This is a genomic window from Pseudonocardia autotrophica (assembly GCF_003945385.1).
Lineage (GTDB): Bacteria > Actinomycetota > Actinomycetes > Mycobacteriales > Pseudonocardiaceae > Pseudonocardia > Pseudonocardia autotrophica.
The window spans coordinates 382,263-398,676 of sequence record NZ_AP018920.1 but is presented as its reverse complement, the minus strand read 5'-3'; the positions used below and the strand labels follow the sequence as shown (position 1 = coordinate 398,676).

General features: G+C 72.6%; 17 protein-coding genes. 15 read left to right on the top strand and 2 right to left on the bottom strand.

Going from position 1 to position 16,414, the window contains the following annotated elements:
* Window positions 1-54 precede the first annotated feature (54 nt).
* From Pdca_RS01935 to Pdca_RS01925, 3 genes are read left to right on the top strand one after another with little or no spacing between them, the layout of a single operon-like run.
* Window positions 55-1,308: a cytochrome P450 gene (locus Pdca_RS01935; protein ID WP_085911810.1), complete on the top strand. Its 1,254-nt coding sequence runs from the start codon at window positions 55-57 to the stop codon at window positions 1,306-1,308.
* Between the two features lie 34 nt (window positions 1,309-1,342).
* A complete protein-coding gene (locus Pdca_RS01930) occupies window positions 1,343-2,296 on the top strand; it encodes an MBL fold metallo-hydrolase (RefSeq protein WP_085911811.1) in 954 nt (317 codons plus the stop codon).
* A 35-nt stretch (window positions 2,297-2,331) separates the two neighbouring features.
* On the top strand, window positions 2,332-3,834 hold the full coding sequence (locus tag Pdca_RS01925; RefSeq protein ID WP_158092098.1) for a class I adenylate-forming enzyme family protein: 1,503 nt from the start codon (window positions 2,332-2,334) through the stop codon (window positions 3,832-3,834).
* 36 nt (window positions 3,835-3,870) lie between these two features.
* On the opposite strand, the gene Pdca_RS01920 is transcribed toward Pdca_RS01925, so the two are convergent.
* Entirely contained in the window at window positions 3,871-4,620 is a 750-nt protein-coding gene (locus Pdca_RS01920) for an IclR family transcriptional regulator (protein ID WP_085911813.1), read from the bottom strand.
* A gap of 122 nt (window positions 4,621-4,742) precedes the next feature.
* Here Pdca_RS01920 and Pdca_RS01915 point away from each other — a divergent pair, with 122 nt between their 5' ends.
* From Pdca_RS01915 to Pdca_RS01885, 7 genes are all read left to right on the top strand, one after another.
* A complete protein-coding gene (locus Pdca_RS01915; protein WP_331852689.1) occupies window positions 4,743-5,411 on the top strand; it encodes a nuclear transport factor 2 family protein in 669 nt (222 codons plus the stop codon).
* Window positions 5,408-6,247 (top strand): sugar phosphate isomerase/epimerase family protein, encoded by an 840-nt coding sequence (locus Pdca_RS01910; protein ID WP_085911815.1) that lies wholly within the window; start codon window positions 5,408-5,410, stop codon window positions 6,245-6,247. Before Pdca_RS01915 ends, Pdca_RS01910 begins: the two co-directional genes overlap by 4 nt.
* Complete coding sequence (locus Pdca_RS01905; protein WP_085911816.1) at window positions 6,244-7,131, top strand: dioxygenase family protein; 888 nt, start codon at window positions 6,244-6,246, stop codon at window positions 7,129-7,131. The genes Pdca_RS01910 and Pdca_RS01905 overlap by 4 nt, the downstream gene beginning before the upstream one ends.
* A complete protein-coding gene (locus Pdca_RS01900) occupies window positions 7,128-8,189 on the top strand; it encodes a maleylacetate reductase (protein ID WP_085911817.1) in 1,062 nt (353 codons plus the stop codon). Before Pdca_RS01905 ends, Pdca_RS01900 begins: the two co-directional genes overlap by 4 nt.
* 93 nt (window positions 8,190-8,282) lie before the next feature.
* A complete protein-coding gene (locus Pdca_RS01895; protein WP_085911818.1) occupies window positions 8,283-9,677 on the top strand; it encodes an MFS transporter in 1,395 nt (464 codons plus the stop codon).
* Window positions 9,678-9,692: 15 nt separating this feature from the next.
* A complete protein-coding gene (locus Pdca_RS01890) occupies window positions 9,693-10,439 on the top strand; it encodes an SDR family NAD(P)-dependent oxidoreductase (RefSeq protein WP_085911819.1) in 747 nt (248 codons plus the stop codon).
* A gap of 119 nt (window positions 10,440-10,558) precedes the next feature.
* On the top strand, window positions 10,559-11,407 hold the full coding sequence (locus Pdca_RS01885) for an alpha/beta fold hydrolase (RefSeq protein WP_232021379.1): 849 nt from the start codon (window positions 10,559-10,561) through the stop codon (window positions 11,405-11,407).
* Window positions 11,408-11,464: 57 nt separating this feature from the next.
* Here the strand turns inward: Pdca_RS01885 and Pdca_RS01880 are convergent, their stop codons facing one another.
* Window positions 11,465-12,337 (bottom strand): alpha/beta fold hydrolase, encoded by an 873-nt coding sequence (locus Pdca_RS01880; protein ID WP_085911821.1) that lies wholly within the window; start codon window positions 12,335-12,337, stop codon window positions 11,465-11,467.
* 337 nt (window positions 12,338-12,674) lie between these two features.
* Here Pdca_RS01880 and Pdca_RS01875 point away from each other — a divergent pair, with 337 nt between their 5' ends.
* Genes Pdca_RS01875 through Pdca_RS01855 form a run of 5 tightly spaced genes read left to right on the top strand, consistent with a single transcriptional unit; the run spans window position 12,675 to window position 16,401 of the window.
* Window positions 12,675-13,865, top strand: a complete 1,191-nt coding sequence (locus tag Pdca_RS01875) for a lipid-transfer protein (protein ID WP_085911822.1) — start codon at window positions 12,675-12,677, stop codon at window positions 13,863-13,865.
* Entirely contained in the window at window positions 13,862-14,308 is a 447-nt protein-coding gene (locus Pdca_RS01870; RefSeq protein WP_085911823.1) for a MaoC family dehydratase N-terminal domain-containing protein, read from the top strand. The genes Pdca_RS01875 and Pdca_RS01870 overlap by 4 nt, the downstream gene beginning before the upstream one ends.
* Complete coding sequence (locus Pdca_RS01865; protein WP_085911824.1) at window positions 14,305-14,757, top strand: MaoC/PaaZ C-terminal domain-containing protein; 453 nt, start codon at window positions 14,305-14,307, stop codon at window positions 14,755-14,757. Before Pdca_RS01870 ends, Pdca_RS01865 begins: the two co-directional genes overlap by 4 nt.
* A complete protein-coding gene (locus Pdca_RS01860) occupies window positions 14,754-15,587 on the top strand; it encodes an SDR family NAD(P)-dependent oxidoreductase (protein WP_085911825.1) in 834 nt (277 codons plus the stop codon). Before Pdca_RS01865 ends, Pdca_RS01860 begins: the two co-directional genes overlap by 4 nt.
* Complete coding sequence (locus Pdca_RS01855) at window positions 15,568-16,401, top strand: enoyl-CoA hydratase/isomerase family protein (protein ID WP_085911826.1); 834 nt, start codon at window positions 15,568-15,570, stop codon at window positions 16,399-16,401. The genes Pdca_RS01860 and Pdca_RS01855 overlap by 20 nt, the downstream gene beginning before the upstream one ends.
* Window positions 16,402-16,414 lie beyond the last annotated feature (13 nt).

Below are 16,414 nucleotides of genomic sequence, written 5' to 3'. Positions count from 1 at the left end.
GTCTCACCACCCGACGAATCCCACCACCCGACGTCAACGAAGACGGAGGACCCCGTGTCCGTCGTACCCCCCGCCGGCTCCGCCGCCCCGCAGGCGCCCGGACCCGTGGAGTCACTGTTCCTGGGCCGGCTCGCCGATCCGTACCCGGTCTACGCCGAGCTGCGTGAGACCGGCGACGGCGTCCACTGGTCCGATGTGCTGGGCGCCTACATCGTCACCCGCTACGCCGACGTCCGGCAGATCGGGACCGACCCGAAGCTCTTCTCCAGCGACGTCTTCCACGACTCCGCGCCGAGCACCCACGACCCGTCCGATCCCGAGCACCTGCGGTTCCTCGACGCCGCGTCGCGGCTGTTCATGTTCGCCGATCCGCCGGTGCACACCCGGATCCGGTCGACCTTCCGGCACGTCTTCACGGTGCAGGCCACGCAGCGCTGGCGCCCGCTGGTCGAGCGGGTCACCGCCGAGCTCATCGACCGCTACCCGCGCGGCGAGGAGTTCGACATCATGCCCGGCTTCGCCGCGGACGTGCCGGTCGCCGTGATCGCCGCGATCCTCGGCGTGCCCGACGAGATGCGCCCGCGGTTCCGGGACTGGTCCTACGCCTACGCGTCCACCTTCGATCCGGTCGTCCAGGGCCCGCGCCGGGACCAGGCGATCGCCACCTCGCTGGAGCTGTTCGACTACCTCGGTGAGCTGGTCGCGGCCCGCCGCGCCGAACCGCGCGACGACCTGATCAGCACCCTTGTCCGGACCGAGACGATCGACGGCGACACCCTCGGCGACATCGAGCTGCTCGCCCAGCTGGCCCTGCTGCTGGTCGCCGGCAACGAGACCACCACGACGCTGATCGGCGCCGGCCTGACCCTGCTGTTCGACCATCCCGGTACCCGCCGGCGGATCGAGGCGGACATGTCGCTGCTGCCCGCGGCGATCGAGGAGATGCTGCGGATCGACCCTCCGCTGCACCTGGTGATCCGCAAGGCCACCGCCGACGTCGAGATCGGCGACCACACGATCCCGGCCGGGAGCCTGCTGTTCCCCTGCCCGGCCGCGGCGAACCGGGACCCGCGCCGGTTCACCGAGCCGGACACCTTCCTGGTCCCCCGCGAGGACAACAAGCATCTGGCCTTCTACCACGGGGTGCACTTCTGCGTGGGCGCCCCGCTGGCCCGGCTGGAGGGCCAGGTCGTGTTCGAGAACATCCTGCGGTCGTTCCCGGACGCGCGTCCCGGAGCCGTCCCGGCGGTGCGCCGCACCACCAACTCCGTCGCCCGCGGCTGGGAGAGCCGGCCGGTGATCCTGTGATCGCGCCCGCCACCCACCCGAGAGGAATCGCCCGATGAGCACAACGGACTACCGCCGCGGCCTGCACGACCTGGGTCAGGGCTGCCACGCCTGGCTGCAGCCGGACGGCAGCTGGGGCTGGAGCAACGCCGGCCTGATCACCGGCTCGGGGACGTCGCTGCTGGTCGACACCCTGTTCGACCTCAAGCTCACCCGGGAGATGCTCGACGGCATCGCCCCGGTCGTCGACGAGTTCCCGCTGCGAACCCTGGTCAACACCCACCATGATCCCGACCACACCTTCGGCAACGAGCTGCTCGCCGCCCGCGACGTCGAGATCGTCGCGACCGCCGCGGCCGCCGAGCTGATGACCCAGGAGGCGGCCGACGCCATCACCGCGGTGAAGCGGCTCGACGGGACACTCGGCGAGTTCGCCCGGCACATCTTCGGTCCCTTCGATCTCGAGGGCATCACGATGACCGGCCCGGACCGCACCTTCAGCGGGCAGGAGAGCCTCGACGTCGGCGGGCGCGAGGTCCGGCTGATCCAGGTCGGCCCGGCGCACACCCCCGGCGACGCGCTGGTGCACGTGCCGGACGCCCGGCTGCTCTACGCCGGCGACGTCGTCTTCGTCGGCGGCACCCCGATCGCCTGGGCCGGTCCGATCGAGCGCTGGGTCGCCGCGCTCGACCTGGTCCTGGACATGGACGTCGACACCATCGTGCCCGGGCACGGGCCGGTCAGCGGCAAGCCCGAGGTCGCCGAGATGCGTGAGTACCTGGTGTTCGTCGAGGCGGAGGCCCGCAAGCGGTACGAGGACGGACTCGGCGTGGACGAGGCCGTCGCCTCGATCGACCTCGGCCGGTTCGCCGAGCTGCCCGAGTCCGGGCGGCTCGCGCAGAACGTGCTGAACACCTACCAGCACATCGACCCGACCGTGGCCCGGCCGGACCGGCTCACCGTGTTCACCAAGATCGCCGCGCTGGAGGGCTTTCCGGGCACCCTGTGACCCGGATGCCCGAGCTGCGACGAACGGAGCCACCCATGGCGCACGACGCCTACGACCTGCTGAGCGCGACCGCCACCACCCGTCCGGACGCGCCGTTCCTGCTGTTCGACGGCGACGACGCGCTCGTCCGGATCGGCTACGCCGAGCAGGTCCGGCGGGCCGACGCGACCGCGGGGCTGCTCGCCGGTCTCGGGATCGGCGCCGGCGACCGGGTGCACCTGATGACGGCCAACCGGCCGGAGTTCCTGGACGTCTGGTTCGCCTGCGCCCGGCTCGGCGCCGTCGTGGTTCCGGTGAACCCGCTGTCCACCACGGCCGAGGTCACCCACCAGCTCGACGACTCCGGCGCGGCGCTCTCGGTCGTCGATCCGCAGCTGTGGGAGACGGTCACCGCCGCGGCCGGCGACCGGACCGTGCTCGACGCCGACGAGCTGGTCGCCGCACGGGCCGATGCGCCACCGCCACCGCCGCACCGGCGCGCCGCGATCGCGGCGATCATGTTCACCTCCGGCACCACCAGCGCCCCGAAGGGCGTGCAGGTCACCCCGGCGAACTACCTGCGGTCCGGACGGGCCGTCGCCGAGCACCTGGGGGTCACCGGGGCCGACCGGTGGCTGGTCACGCTGCCGCTGTTCCACGGCAACGCCCAGTACTACTGTCTGATGTCCGCGCTGGTCGCGGGCGGCTCGATCGCGCTCACCCCGCGCTTCTCCGCGACCGGCTGGCCGCGCCAGGCCAGGATGCTGGAACCGACCCTGGCCAGCCTGTTCGCCGCGCCGATCCGGATGCTGCTGGCCCGCTCCGAGCCCGATCCGGCCGATTCGGACAACGCGCTGCGGCTGGTGCTCTTCGCGCAGAACCTGACCGATACTCAGGCCGCCACGTTCGAGGAGCGCTTCGGGGCACCACTGGTCCAGCTGTACGGGATGACCGAGACCGTCGTCCCACCGCTGGTGAACCCGCTCGACGAGCGGCGCCGATGGGATTCGGTCGGGCTGCCGCTGGCCGGCGTGCGGATCCGGGTCGTCGGCCCGGACGGCAGCCCGGTCCCCCGCGGCACCCCCGGCGAGCTGCAGATCGGCGGTACCCCCGGCGTCGATGTGACACCCGGCTACCACGGCCGGCCCGAGGCCACCGTCGCACTGTTCGACGACGGCTGGTTGCGCACCGGCGATCTCGTTCGGCAGGACGGGGCCGGCCGGGTCCACTTCGTCGACCGGGCCGGGGACCTGGTCAAGCGGGCCGGGGAGAACGTCTCGACCGGCGAGGTCGAGCAGGCGATCGGGGCGCATCCGGCGGTACTGGAGAGCGCCGTGCACGGGATGCCCGATCCGCTGTACGACGAGACCGTCGTCGCGCACGTCGTGCTGCGCGACGGCCACGCCGCCACACCGGAGGAGCTGATCGCCTGGTGCCGGGAGCGGTTGTCCCGGTTCAAGGTCCCGGAGCGGGTGCTCGTGCGCTCCGAGCTGCCCCGCACCACGATCGGGAAGATCCGCAAGGACGTGCTGCGGGCCGAGCTCGCGCCGGAGGGATGAGGCAGGCGCGTCGCGCCGGATCACGGCCGCTGCGGATCAGGCGATCGACCGCGAGATCCCCAGCGCGGCCGTCCGCACCGCAGGGGCCAACCGGTCCACCACGGTGTGCGAGTGCGCAACGATCCCCAGCGCGGCACACACCCCGCTACCGAGCAGCGTGACCGGGGCCGCCACCGAGACCGCACCGAGGGTCATCTCCTCGTAGGAGTAAGCGACGCCGGCCGTGCGCACCTCGCGCAGCGCCCGCGCGAGCCGGCCGGGCTCGGTGATCGTCTGCGGGGTGAGCCGCGCCAGCCCCGGCGCCACGACCTCCGCCAGCAGCTCGTGCGGGGAGAACGCCAGGATCGCCTTGCCGACACCGGTGGCGTGCAGCGGCAACCGGCCACCGACCTCGGTCCGCGTGGGCACCGCCCGGGAGCTCGAGATCTTCTCGATGCACAGCGCCCGCCCACCCTCCTCGACCACGAGCTGGACGTTCTCCTTGGTGGCCTGAAAGAGGTCGTGCATGTAGGGCAACGCGGCCTCTCGCAGGTCCCGCTGCCGGGGCGCCAGGCTGCCGATGGTCCAGAGGCGCATCCCGATCCGGTACCGCCCGTCGGCCGTCCGCTCCAGCCCGCCCCACGCGCAGAGCTCGCCGATCAGCCGGCGCGCGGTCGACACCGGCAGGCCGCTGTGCCGGGCCACCTCGCTGAGGGTCAACGCGGGACGCGCGACCGAGAAACAGTCCAGGACGGACAGCAGGCGGCCGGAGACCGTCTGCCCCGGGGAGTTCGTGCGACCGGCCATGCCTCGCAGAATAGACCCGAGATTGCCACTGGACGGCAACAATGCCTGGTCCCGGGAGTTCGCACGGTCCAAGCTCGGTTCCGGCCGCAGGGCGACACGCCCACGGTCGACGTTACCGGGCGATCCTGTCGCCGTACGAGACGAGGAGGTCAGACACGCTGCCACAGCGGTACGAGGATGCACTTGCTCTGCGTAACCTGATCGACAACTGGGCACTCTGGCGGGACGCCGGTGACTGGGAACGGTTTGCCACTGTGTGGACACCGGACGGCTGGATGACCGCGACCTGGTTCCAGGGGTCGGCCCGCGAGTTCATCGCGGCCAGCCGCGACGGCTTCGAGCACGGGGTGAACATCCTGCACTTCCTGGGCGGGCACACGGCCGACGTCGCCGGTGACCGCGCGACGACCCAGACGAAAATGTCGATCAGCCAGCGGGCCGTCGTCGAGGGGATCGAGGTCGACGTGGTGTGCACGGGCCGGTTCTACGACTTCTGCCTGCGCGACGACGAGGGATGGCGGATCGCCCGCCGGCAGCCGATCTACGAGAAGGACCGGCTGGATCCGGTCGATCCGTCGGCCTCGCTCCGGCTCGACCGGGAGCTGCTGGACCGCTTCCCGGCCGGGTACCGCCACCTCGGCTACGTCCAGACCCGCTCCGGGTTCACCGTCGCCGACGGGCTCCCGGGGCTCACCGGCGAGGCCGTCCACCGCCTGTACGCCGAGGGTGCGGCCTGGCTGTCCGGATCCGCCACACCGGGTGACCCGCGACGGACGGCCGTGTCCGCATGAGCACCGGATCGCCGTCGCTGGCCTGCAGCGCCAACACCCTTCGCCGTGCCGACCTGGACACCCGCGTCCGTGCGGCGGCCGCCGCCGGGTTCACCGGCATCGGTCTGCGCGTCTCCGACTACCGCGACGCCGGGCGCGAGGACGCCGCGATCCGGGACCTGCTCGCGGAGCACGAGCTCCGGGTCCTCGAGCTGGAGCACACCTGGGACTGGTCCGGGGCCGGTGATCCGGTCGAGGACGTCGTGTTCCGGTTCGCCGACCGGATCGGGGTCCGCCAGCTGAACGTCCCGATGTTCGTCGACCATCCGGTCGCCACCCTCGTCCGCGGGTTCGCGGGCCTGTGTGACCGGGCCGCGGCGCACGGCCTGCTGATCGGCCTGGAGTTCCTGCCCTACGCGCACGTCCGGACCCTCCCCGCAGCCGCCGAGATCGTCGGCTCCGCCGACCGGCCCAACGGAGGGCTGGTGATCGACCTGTGGCACTGGTTCCGCTCCGGTGCCACCCCGGCGGACCTGCAGCACGTGCCGGCCGACACGATCCACTCGGTCCAGCTGTGCGACGTGGCCCCCCGTGCCGAGGCCGATCTGATGAACGAGGCCCGCCACCGGCGGCTGCTGCCCGGCCAGGGGGCGGGCGACACCACCGCCGTGCTCGATGCACTGGCCGCGCACGGTGTCCGGTCGCCGGCGTCGGTGGAGGTCTTCTCCGACGTACTCGACTCCTCCCCCGCCGAGACCGCCGCCCGCCTCGCGTTCCGCGCGGGCGCGGCTGTCCTGGAACGGTCGTCGTTCACCCCCACCGACCGGAGCCCGGCCGACGAGGAGCGGACCGGATGAGCGCCACCGGCTTCTCGGAGGCGCACTCGGCGGAGATCGTGGACGCGAGCTTCGCCGGCACGGCCGATCCCCGGCTGCGCAGCGTGCTCACCGCACTCGTCACACACCTGCACGACTTCGTGAAGGAGATCGAACCGACCCACGACGAGTGGCAGCGCGCCGTCGACTTCCTCACCGCGGTCGGGCGGATGTGCAACGACACCCGCCAGGAGTTCGTCCTGCTGTCCGACGTCCTCGGCGTGTCCATGCTGGTCGACGCGATCGGGAACCGGACCTCGGTGGCCGCCACCGACTCCACCGTCCTCGGGCCGTTCCACATGGTCGAGTCGCCGGAACGTGAGCTGGGAGCCGACATCTCGCTCGACGGCGACGGAGAGCCGTGCGTGCTCGCCGGTCGGGTGTGCTCGGCCGACGGGACCCCGCTGGCCGGCGCACGGGTCGACGTCTGGCAGGCGAACGGATCGGGGTTCTACGACGTCCAGCAGCCGGACTCGACACCCGAGTCCAACCTTCGCGGGCTGTTCCGTACCGACGGCGCCGGCCGCTACCGGCTGCGCTCCGTCGTGCCCCGCCACTACCCGATACCCGACGACGGCCCGGTCGGGCAGCTGCTCGCCGCCACCGGCCGTCATCCGAACCGGCCGGCCCACGTGCACCTGATCGTCGAGGCCGAGGGCCACCGACCGCTCACCACACATGTGTTCGTCGCGGACAGCCCGTACCTGGACTCGGACGCCGTGTTCGGCGTCAAGGAGTCGCTGATCCGGCCGGTGCGGCTCGTCGACGACCCGGACCTCGCCCGGCAGCACGGGACGGCGAACCCGTTCCGGCTCCTCGAGTTCGACGTCGTCCTGGCCCCACTGCCCGAACAGGACCGGCGGTGAACCGCGACTTCGTCCACGAATCCGCACCGGGACGGGTGAGGTTCGCGGTCGGGGCGCTCGACCGGCTCCCGGCCGAGATCGACCGGCTCGGGCTGCGACGCGTCATCGTGGTGTGCTCGCCGGACCGGCCCGCTGCCGCCGACGCCGTGACGGAGTCGCTCGGCACCCGGAGTGCCGGGCTGCACCCGCACGCCGAGATGCACGTCCCGGCCGGGATCGCGGACCGTGCGGTCGCGCGATGCCGCGAGCTGGACGCCGACGGCTGTGTCGCCGTGGGCGGGGGCTCCGCGATCGGGCTCGCGAAGGTCATCGCCCTGCGGACCGGGCTGCCGGTCGTCGCCGTACCGACCACCTACTCGGGCTCGGAGATGACGCCGGTGTGGGGGCTCACCACCGACGGCCGGAAGATCACCGGCCGGGATCCGCGGGTGCGCCCGGTGAGCGTCGTGTACGACCCGGCCCTGACCGTCGGGCTGCCGCCCGCCGTCTCGTCGACCAGCGCCGTGAACGCCGTCGCGCACGCGGCGGAGGCCCTCTACGCCCCCGATGCCACGCCGGTCACCTCACTGCTCGCCGCCGAGTCGGTACGAGTACTGGCGCGCGTATTGCCCTCGCTCGCCTCCGGCCGGGCGGACATCGACGACCGGGCCGACGCCCTCTACGGCTCCTGGCTGGCGGGCACCGTTCTCGGCGCCACCACGATGTCGTTGCACCACAAGCTCTGCCACGTGCTCGGGGGTGCGTTCGACCTGCCACACGCCCCGACCCACACGGCGGTACTGCCGCACGTGCTCGCCCTCAACCTGCGGGCACACGCCGAGGCCCGGACGGCGTTGGTCTCGGCGCTCGGCACCCCCGATCCGGCCGGCACGCTCCATCGGCTCGCGCTGGACACAGGTGCCGAGATGTCGCTGGCAGCGCTCGGTCTGCCGGCGGACGGGATCGGCTCCGTGGTCGACGCCGTCCTGGACGCCCCCTACGCGAATCCCGTTCCGGTGACCCGGGAGGCCGTGCGCCGCGTGCTCGACGCGGCCTTCGCCGGGGTGCCGCCGACCTGACGCCGTCCCGGGAGCACCGCCGCCGGGCACCCGCCCGGCCCGGCGCGACCGCCGCACGCTCCGAATCACGGTAGATGTCCAAAGGAGGACACGATGGGCGCACCGCCCGCGATCGACCTGCAAGGCCTGATCGACAAGCATCCTGTCGGCCCTTACCAGCGCCGCGTCCTGTTGCTCTGCCTCGGAGTGCTCGTCCTGGACGGGCTCGACGTCGCGATGGTCAGCTTCATCGCACCGTCGCTGATCGCGGACTGGGGCCTGGACAAGGCCGAGGTCGGCCCGATCGTCACCGGCGGGCTGCTGGGCCTGGCACTCGGCTCCCTGATCGGCGGGCCGCTCGCCGACCGGTTCGGCCGGCGGCGGGTGATCATCGCCTCGATGGTCTTCTTCGGCCTGACCTGCGCCGCGACGGCACTGGCACCCGACGTGTTCTGGTTCACCGTGCTCCGGGTGATCACCGGTCTCGGGCTCGGCGCGGCACTCCCCAGCGCGACCACCCTGGTCTCCGAGTTCGCCCCCGCCCGACGGCGGGCGGCCCTGATGGCGATCACCTACTGCGGAATGACCCTGGGCGCCGCACTCGCCGGATACGTGACCAGCGTTGCCGTCCAGGTCGCGACGTGGCACTGGGCGCTCGTCGTGGGCGGGGCCCTCCCGCTGCTCTACGTCGTGCTCGTGGCCAGGACCCTGCCGGAGTCGCCCAAGTACCTGGCCCGCGACGACCGGCGGCGCGCCGAGCTCGCCGCCCTGATGGACCGCGTGGTGCCCGAGCCCGTGCCGGCCGATGCCCGGTTCTTCCTCGACGAGCAGGCGACCGGATCCCGGACGCGGGTCACCGGGCTGGTGAACGAGCCGTTCCGGCTCGGCACCGCCACCATCTGGATCGGGTTCATCTCCGCCTTCTTCATCGTCTACCTGATGAACAGCTGGCTGCCGATCCTCATGACCGACGTCGGCTTCTCGCTCACCGCCGCCGCCACCATCGGCCTGCTGCTGCAGCTCGGCGGTACCGTCGGCAACGTGGGGATCGGCTGGTTGATGGACCGGTTCGGGCTGCACCGCACGATGGCGATCGGGATGAGCTGCGCCGCGGTCATGCTGGTCCTGATCGCCGTATCGCCCCGGGAGGTCGTCGTCCTCGGCGCGTTGATCTTCGTGCTGGGGATGTTCACCAACTCGGTCGCGACCGGCTTTCCGATCCTCTCCGCCTCCTACTACCCCACCGCCATCCGGGCGACCGGCACCAGCTGGGCCACCGGTATCGCCCGGTTCGGGGCGATCGGCGGTGCTGCCGCCGGCACCGCGCTCGTGGCGATCGGCCTCGGGTACGAGCAGGTCTTCCTGGTGCTGCTGCTTCCGGCCGCGCTCGCCGTCGTCGCCGTGACGGTCAAGGGCAGGTTCGCCCGCGGGAACGAGCCGTCCGCCCGCCCGCCCGGCCGGCCCGAACCGGACACCGCGACGACCTCCGGGCGACCGGCGACCGACTGATCGGAGACGACCATCATGAGACTGCAGGACAAGATCGCACTGATCACCGGCGCCGCTGCCGGCATGGGGCGGGCCACCGCTCTCACCTTCGCCCGGGAGGGCGCCACCGTCGTCCTCGCCGACATCGAGGACACCGGGCCGGTGGCCGCCGAGATCCACGCCACCGGCGGGTCCGCGCAGGCCGTCCGCCTCGATGTGGGGGACGAGCAGGCCTGGGAGGAGGTTGTCGCCGGGGTCCTGGAGCGACACCGCCGGCTCGACGTGCTGGTCAACAACGCGGGGATCAGCGGCACCTTCGATCCGGACATCACCAGCACCGTCCACTTCGACCGGATGATGCGGGTGAACGCCCGGGGGACATTCCTCGGCATCAAGCACGGGTCCGCGGCGATGTCGCGCTCCGGTGGCGGGGCGATCGTCAACATGTCGTCGACCTCGGCCTCCATCGGCCAGTTCGGCATGCACATGGGCTACGGCGCGACCAAGGCGGCGATCCGCTCGATGACCAGGACGGCCGCCGCGCAGACGGCCGCCGACGGCATCCGGGTGAACGCCGTCGCCCCGGGCATGCTGCCCCCGATGCAGACCTCGCGGGGCTCGGCCGATCCGGCCTGGCGGGCCGCGCAGATCGACGGGGTCCCGATGAAGCGCGGCGGCGAGGTGCAGGAGGTGGCGGACGTCGTGCTGTTCCTCGCCTGCGCCGAGTCGTCGTACGTGACCGGTGTGGAGATCCTCGTCGACGGCGGCCAGACCGCCGTCTGACGAGCCCCCCCCGGGGGCGGCCTGCGGGCCCGCCCCCGGTTCGCGCGGTCACCGACCGGTGCCGCGCAGCCCGATTCGTACCCACAGAGGAGAAAGACCGACTCATGCACTGGGATCGAGTGCACACTCTCGAGCTCGACGATGTCGACATCGCGTACCGGACCTTCGGTACCGGGTCCGAGCTGGTGGTGCTGGTGCACGGCTGGCCACAGACCGGGCGGTGCTGGCGCCGGATCGCCGGTCCGCTCGCCGAGCGCCGGACCGTGCTGGTCCCCGACCTGCGCGGGTACGGCGACTCCGGCCTGGCACGCAGCGGTGCCTACACCAAGCGCGACGCCGCCGGGGACGTGGCGGCGCTGATCGAGCGCCTCGGGCACGACTCGGCCATCGTGGTCGGCCACGACCGCGGGGCACGGGTGTCGCACCGTCTCGCCCTCGACCACCCGGACCGGGTGTCCGCGCTCGCGCTGCTGGACATCGTGCCGACCCGCACCGTGATGAACACGTTCGACCGCAGCTCGGCGGCAGCGATGTGGCACTGGTTCTTCCACCTGCAGCCGGACCTGCCCGAGCTCCTGCTGGCCGGCAACGCCGAGCCCTACCTGAGGCACTTCATGCGCGGGGTGCTGGCGACCGGAGCGGTCGACGAGGAGACCTTCGGGCACTACGTCCGTGCCTTCTCCGAGCCCGGCCACCTGGCCGCCGGGCTCGCGGACTACCGGGCGGGGTTCACCACGGACCTGGAGCTCGACGAGCTCGACCACGCCGGTGGCAAACGGATCACGAGCCCGCTGCTCGTGCTGTGGGGCGCCGAGGGTGGGCTGGGCGGGACCGACGTCGTCGACACCTGGCGGCGGCACCATGCGGATTCCGACGCGGTCGTCGGACACGCCGTGCCCGGTGGGCACTACGTGCCGGAGGAGGCGCCGGAGGCCGTGCTCACGGCTCTGCGCGGCTTCCTGCCCTGACGGTCGCACCCCGCGGGAGCCCGGCCCGCCGGGCTCCCGCGGGCCCCTACCCTCCGGTCACCGCGCGATCCGGGTGATCAGCTCGGCGAGCTGCGCCGGGCGTGTGATGAACGGGGAGTGGCCTCCGGCCAGGGAGTGGACCTCGCACGGTCGCTCCGGGGCCACCCGGTCCGCCTCGTCGATCATCAGCTGCTGGGTGGCCGCGGGAAGTGCCCGGTCGTCCTCGAGCCGGATGTAGGAGCGGGGAACCCGGCCCCACCGCCGGGCTGTCACCGTGACGGGGGCGGAGAGGGTCGCGAACGGCTCGTCGGGGTGCAGCAGCAGTCGCCAGCCCTCCGTCGCCCCGGGCGCCTGCTCGTCGAGGAACGCCAGGCGGAGCGGTTCGGTAACGGCCGGATCGGGCGAGAGCGGGTTGATCCGGTGCGCACCCAGGTCCGCCGCATCGCCCACGGTCGGGATCCGGACCGCTCCGGCGTTCACCGGATCGGTGATGAAGTCGGTGAACCGCGGCCGTCCCGCCGGGATGAACGCCGAGAGGTAGACGATGCGGTCGAGGAGATCCGGCGCCTGCTCCGCGGCGAGCGAGACCGCCCCTCCCCCGGCGCTGTGTGCCACCACGACGGTCCGGCTGTGGTTCCGCCGCGCCGCCGACAACGCACCCACCACGACGTCCGCACCGTCCGCGACCGTGATCGCGGCCAGTGCCGACCGCTCCTCGCCGAGCCCCGGCTGTCCCGGCCGGAGATAGCCCGAGGGGATCGGGCTGCCGGGCCCGTGGCCGGGAAGGTCGAGAGCCAGACTGGCGATCCCTCGCTCGGTGAGCTCACGCTGCAGGAGCGCCCAGTGCAGCGAGGAGTGCCACGCACCGTGCACCAGCAGGACGATCGTTCCCCCTGCGGACGCGGGGGTCCGGCGGGCTGCTGCGGACATGGGTGTGCCTCGATTCTCGTGCCGGGCGACCCGGCGACGCCGGGTGCAGCAGGGATCCTGCGCGTCCGGGGTACGGGTCGGCCACACCCGCTTGCCACTCAGTGGACGCCGAACCGTCTGCGCCCGGATCGCGACGACGGTCCCGGCGCCACCGCCCCTCTGCACTCGGTCCGAGGAGCGGGCCGCCCGGAGGTACTCGACGACCGGTTCACGGCGAATCCAGGCCGCGAACGGCCGCTTGTCCCAGTTATGTGAACTGTGATTAGCTCAAACCGGTCGCGTTCAGCCAGATGAACGCCCCTTCGCGGAGGGGTCGACCGGACAAGGAGGGATTCCCATGAGCCGCAGCGCACACGTCGCCGGGGTCGGGATGGTGCCGTTCACCAAGCCGCGCGAGACGCAGGGCTACGAGGTGATGGGCGCCCGGGCCGCCCGGGAGGCGCTGCAGGACGCGGGCGTGGACTACGACCTCGTCCAGCAGGCCTACGTCGGCTACGTCTACGGCGACTCCACCTCGGGCCAGGCCGCGCTCTACCCGGTCGGGCTGACCGGCATCCCGGTCGTCAACGTCAACAACAACTGCTCGACCGGCTCGTCGGCACTGTTCCTGGCCCGCCAGGCGGTCGCCTCCGGCGCGGTGGAGTGCGCGCTCGCGCTGGGCTTCGAGCAGATGGTCAACGGCGCGCTGGCCATGGGCTACTCCGACCGGACCTCGCCGTTCGCAATCTTCGACGAAGCAGCCCGCCCGATGCAGGAGCGCGACGAGAAGGCCCCGTTCGCCGCCCAGTACTTCGGCGGCGCCGGTCGCGAGCACATGGAGCGCTACGGCACCGAGCAGGCCACGTTCGCCGCGATCGCGGTGAAGGCGCGCAAGCACGCCGCGAACAACCCGTACGCGGTGTTCCGCGAGCAGGTCACCGAGGAGGAGGTGCTCGCCTCCCCCGCCATCTACGGCCCGCTGACCCGGCTGATGTGCTGCCCGCCCACCTGCGGCGCCGCCGCGGCCGTGGTGTGCAGCGAGGACTTCGCCCGCCGGCACGGTCTCGACGCCTCGGTCGTGGTCCGTGCCCAGGCGATGACCACCGACACCGCCAGCACGTTCGAGGCCGGCGACATGCGCCGCATCGTCGGCTACGACCTCACCGCCTCCGCCGCGGCGCAGGTCTACGAGGCGTCCGGGGTGTCACCGGAGGACCTGCGGGTGGTGGAGCTGCACGACTGCTTCGCCACCAACGAGCTGATCACCTACGAGGGGCTCGGCCTGACCCCGGAGGGCTCGGCGGAGAAGTTCGTCCGGGCAGGCGACAACACCTACGGCGGGCGGGTGGTCACCAACCCCTCCGGCGGGCTGCTGTCCAAGGGCCACCCGCTCGGCGCGACCGGGCTGGCCCAGTGCGCCGAGCTGGTCTGGCAGCTGCGCGGCACCGCGGGCGCCCGCCAGGTCGACGGCGTCACGCTGGCGCTGCAGCACAATCTCGGTCTCGGCGGGGCCTGCGTGGTCACCCTCTACGAGCGGGTCGCGGCATGACCGCGACGATCGATCCCGCGATCGTCGGCACCGTCCATCCGACGATCGAGACCGAGATCGAGCGGGGCCGGCTGCGGGCGTTCGCCCACGCGATCGGCGAGACCGATCCCGTCTACTCCGATCTCGGTGCCGCCCGCGCGGCCGGGCACCCCGATCTGCCGGTGCCGCCGACGTTCCTGTTCGGCATCGGCTCGGACATGGCCTGGCTCGACACACTCGGCATCGACCTGGCCGCCGTCCTGCACGGCTCACAGCGGTTCACTTATCGCTCGATGGCGTACGCCGGGGACACGCTGCGATTCACGCCGCGGATCGTCGACACCTACGAGCGCAAGGGCGGGGCGCTGCAGTTCCTCGTCCGGGAGACGGCCGTGACTCGCATCGACGGGTCCGCGGTCGCCGACCTGCAGGAGACCATCGTCGTGCGGGAGGTCGCGCCGTGAGCACCGCACTCGAGCGGGCGGAGGTCGGCACCGAGCTGCCGCCGCTGGAGCTCGCCCCGATCAGCCGGACCACGCTGGCCCTGTTCGGGCCCGCGTCCGGCGATCTCAACCCCATCCACATCGATCTCGACGTCGCCCGATCGGCCGGGCTGGACGACGTGTTCGCGCACGGCATGCTGTCGATGGCCTATCTCGGACGGCTGCTGACCGGGTGGGCCGACCAGCGGGCGATCCGCTCCTACGGCGTCCGGTTCGCCGCGATCACCCCGGTGCACGCGCAGCCGACCTGCCGGGGCCGGGTCACCGCGATCGAGACCGTCGACGGTGAACGGCGCGCCACCCTGGAGCTCGCCGTCGTCCTCGCCGACGGCAGCACGACGCTGACCGGCAACGCCGTCGTCTCCCTCGCCCCAGCCCTCGACCCAGCACCCGCATCGGAGAACTCATGACCACGCCCCTGGCCGGCCGCGTCGCACTCGTCACCGGATCCGGTCGCGGCATCGGACGCGAGATCGCGCTCAAGCTCGCCGCCGCCGGCGCGTCCGTCGTGGTCAACGACCTCGACAAGGACGTCGCCGAGCAGACCGCCGCCGACATCGCCGCCGCCGGCGGGAAGGCGACCGCGTGCGCCGGGAGCGTCACCGATCCCGGCTTCGCGCAGCGCTTCGTCGACACCGCCACCGACACCTACGGCGGCCTGCACGTCGTCGTGAACAACGCCGGCTACACGTGGGACACGGTCGTCCAGAAGATGACCGACGAGCAGTGGGACGACATCCTCGACGTGCACCTCAAGGCACCGTTCCGGATCCTGCGCGCGGCCCAGCCGGTCATCTCGGCCGCGGTGAAGGCCGAGCGCGCGGCCGGGGTACCGCGGGTCACCCGCAAGGTCGTCAACATCTCCTCGGTCGCCGGGACCGCAGGCAACGCCGGCCAGATCAACTACAGCTCGGCCAAGGCCGGCGTCACCGGGCTGACCAGGACGCTGGCCAAGGAATGGGGCCGCTACGACGTCACCGTCAACTGCGTCGCGTTCGGCCTGATCCGCACCCGGCTCACCGAGGCACCCGCCGACGGCGACGCCAGCATCGACGTCGACGGCAGGCAGATCAAGGTCGGCGTCAATCCCGATCTGCTCGCCCGGCTCGAGACCGGCATCCCGCTCGGCCGGGCCGGAACCCCGGCCGAGGCGGCCGGCGCGGTCTACCTGTTCTGCCAGCCGGAGAGCGACTACGTCTCCGGACAGGTGGTGGTCTGCGGTGGCGGCTTCGACGGCTGAGGACGGTGAGGTCCGGGTCGACGTCGAGGCGGGCGTCGCCGTCGTCACCCTGGACCGGCCACCGCGCAACGCGCTGACGGTCGGGTTCACCCGGACCCTGATCAGCACGCTGGACGGCGTCGCCACCGACCGCCGGGTCCGTGCCGTGGTGCTGACCGGGGCCGGTGACACGTTCTGTGCCGGCGCCGATCTGCTGGACGGGCCGGACTCGGTGCGCCGCCTGCTCACCGACGACGGTGGCGGCCGGCCGGGCTACCGCGAACCCGCCGCACGTATCGGGGCGGCGATCGCCCGGCTCCCGGTGCCGGTGATCGCGGCGATCAACGGCGACGCCGCGGGCGGCGGCGCGACGATCCCGCTCGCCGCCGACGTGCGCTTCGCCGCCGGGCACGCCCGCTTCGTCTTCCCCTTCACCCGGCTCGGGCTCTGCCCGGAGGGCGCGTCCACCCATCACCTGCCACGGCTGGTCGGGCCCGGCCGCGCCGCGGACTGGCTGCTCTCCGGCAGGCGGATCGACGCCGACGAGGCACTCGCGGCCGGTCTGGTCTCCCGGGTCCTCCCGGCCGATCGGCTGCTCGACGAGGCGGTCGGCTGGGCACGGCAGGTGGCGACGAAATGCGCACCGACCGCGGTCGCCGCCACCCGGGCACTGCTGGCGGCGGCACCGGCCACCCCGGACGCCGCCGCCGAGGCGGAGAGCGCCACGATCGTCACTCTGGCCGCGGGGCCGGACTGCGCGGAGGGCGTGGCCGCGTTCGCCGAACGCCGCGCACCCCGTTTCGGGGCGGCCGACACTCCCGCCCGGACACCGTGAACTGCGACGAGGA

Bases quoted from the DNA above. Each gene is read 5' to 3' on its own strand.
- Pdca_RS01930 (WP_085911811.1), top strand. From the start codon at position 1,343: ATGAGCACAACGGACTACCGCCGCGGCCTGCACGACCTGGGTCAGGGC.
- Pdca_RS01925 (WP_158092098.1), top strand. From the start codon at position 2,332: ATGGCGCACGACGCCTACGACCTGCTGAGCGCGACCGCCACCACCCGT.
- Pdca_RS01920 (WP_085911813.1), bottom strand. From the start codon at position 4,620: ATGGCCGGTCGCACGAACTCCCCGGGGCAGACGGTCTCCGGCCGCCTG.
- Pdca_RS01910 (WP_085911815.1), top strand. From the start codon at position 5,408: ATGAGCACCGGATCGCCGTCGCTGGCCTGCAGCGCCAACACCCTTCGC.
- Pdca_RS01905 (WP_085911816.1), top strand. From the start codon at position 6,244: ATGAGCGCCACCGGCTTCTCGGAGGCGCACTCGGCGGAGATCGTGGAC.
- Pdca_RS01895 (WP_085911818.1), top strand. From the start codon at position 8,283: ATGGGCGCACCGCCCGCGATCGACCTGCAAGGCCTGATCGACAAGCAT.
- Pdca_RS01890 (WP_085911819.1), top strand. From the start codon at position 9,693: ATGAGACTGCAGGACAAGATCGCACTGATCACCGGCGCCGCTGCCGGC.
- Pdca_RS01880 (WP_085911821.1), bottom strand. From the start codon at position 12,337: ATGTCCGCAGCAGCCCGCCGGACCCCCGCGTCCGCAGGGGGAACGATC.
- Pdca_RS01875 (WP_085911822.1), top strand. From the start codon at position 12,675: ATGAGCCGCAGCGCACACGTCGCCGGGGTCGGGATGGTGCCGTTCACC.
- Pdca_RS01870 (WP_085911823.1), top strand. From the start codon at position 13,862: ATGACCGCGACGATCGATCCCGCGATCGTCGGCACCGTCCATCCGACG.
- Pdca_RS01860 (WP_085911825.1), top strand. From the start codon at position 14,754: ATGACCACGCCCCTGGCCGGCCGCGTCGCACTCGTCACCGGATCCGGT.